We start from the raw sequence: 1,362 nt of genomic DNA, 5'->3' as shown, positions 1-1,362 counted from the left end.
CCCGCCGACGTCAGCAGGGTCACCGCGGCGCGCGCCCGGTACGGCGCGACCAGCACCGCGGCCGCCAGCACCGACATCGCGACGGCCGTGTGCCCGCTGGGGAACCCCTGGTCCTCGCGCCGGGTGCCGTGGGCGAGCAGCACCGGCCGGGTCAGCACCGCCTGGAGCAGTTCCGCGGTCAGCAGCGAACCGACGATGACGCCCGCGGCGGCGCAGCCGAGCCAGAGCCCGCCCCGCCGACGTCCGATCAGGAACACCGTTCCGACGGCCAGTGCGACCGTCCACACCGAAATCGGAGCAAGGGCCAGTCCGGCGGCCGATTTCCGGACGTGGCCATTATCAGCCGCGCGCAGAACGGCGTCTTCCAGCAGTTGTCCGGTCGGCGTCGCCACGACCAGCAGATACAAAGCGCAGAACCCGGCGGCACAGCCGATCACGACGGTCAGTGCCCGGCGCGCCATCACCGGAAAAGACATCGAACCCCCTGAACGATCTGGAACCCGACCTGATGATCGCGTAGCGTCGAAGTACGGATCCAGGATCACCGACTGGGGCTCGGGGGAAAAGCACGAGGGCAGGTGCACGGGGCGAATGAACCTCTGGTCAACGATGGTCGGGCTGCTCAGACGTCCGCTGTTCACCCTTCCGGTGATCATTCTGGCGGTCGCCGCGGGAGTGGCGGCGTACCGGAACGTTCCGCTGCGTTATCAGGCGAGCGCGTCGATGGTGCTGACCGCGCCGACGTCCGGCGGCACCGCCACCGCCGACCCGCGGTCGATCAAGACCGAGTCCAATCCGCTGCTGCAGTTCAACGACAGCCTGCAGACCTCGGCGGCCATCCTCATCCTCGCCGCGAACACCCCGGAGACCCAGGTGGAGCTGGGCGCGGGCCCCAAGAGCGGCACCCGGCTGAAGGTCGACGACGGCCACACCAACGCCGAGCTGCTGGCCGCGAGCCGGGTCGGCCCGTTCCTGTACATCACGGCCGAGAGCGCGACGCCGCAGGAGGCGGCCAGGGTCGTCGACAACGTGCGGCGGTTCATCCGCGACGATCTGCGCGAACGGCAGGACGTGCTGTCCGCGCCGAAGTCCACGTACATCACGGTCAACGATGTGGCTACTACGCCCGCGGAGGCCGTGAACAAGGCCCGGCTGACGGCGACGGCCGCAGGCCCCGCCGGGGTGCTGGGGCTGGCGTTCCTGCTCGGGCTGCTGATCCATCTGCGCCGGGAGTCGCGGGCGAGGCGTCCGGTGGAGCGGCCCGTCGAGTGGCTGCCGGCCGACGACGGCCCGCCCCCGCCGGACACCCCGCCCGAGGAGCCGGAGGAGCTGGAGGAGGAACCGGCCGAGGTGCGGGCCGAC

2 protein-coding genes are annotated in these 1,362 nt (G+C 71.0%); one reads left to right on the top strand and one right to left on the bottom strand.

Features of this window, described 5'->3' with window-relative positions:
- Nucleotides 1-476: hypothetical protein (locus ACYVE7_RS34085; protein ID WP_460370716.1), on the bottom strand; the 476-nt coding region annotated here is incomplete at its 3' end.
- A 115-nt stretch (nt 477-591) separates the two neighbouring features.
- Here ACYVE7_RS34085 and ACYVE7_RS34080 point away from each other — a divergent pair.
- On the top strand, nt 592-1,362 hold a 771-nt coding region (locus ACYVE7_RS34080), incomplete at its 3' end, for a hypothetical protein (RefSeq protein ID WP_460370715.1).

The organism is Actinocorallia lasiicapitis (genome assembly GCF_054778695.1).
This window is presented reverse-complemented; position numbering and strand designations above follow the sequence as displayed.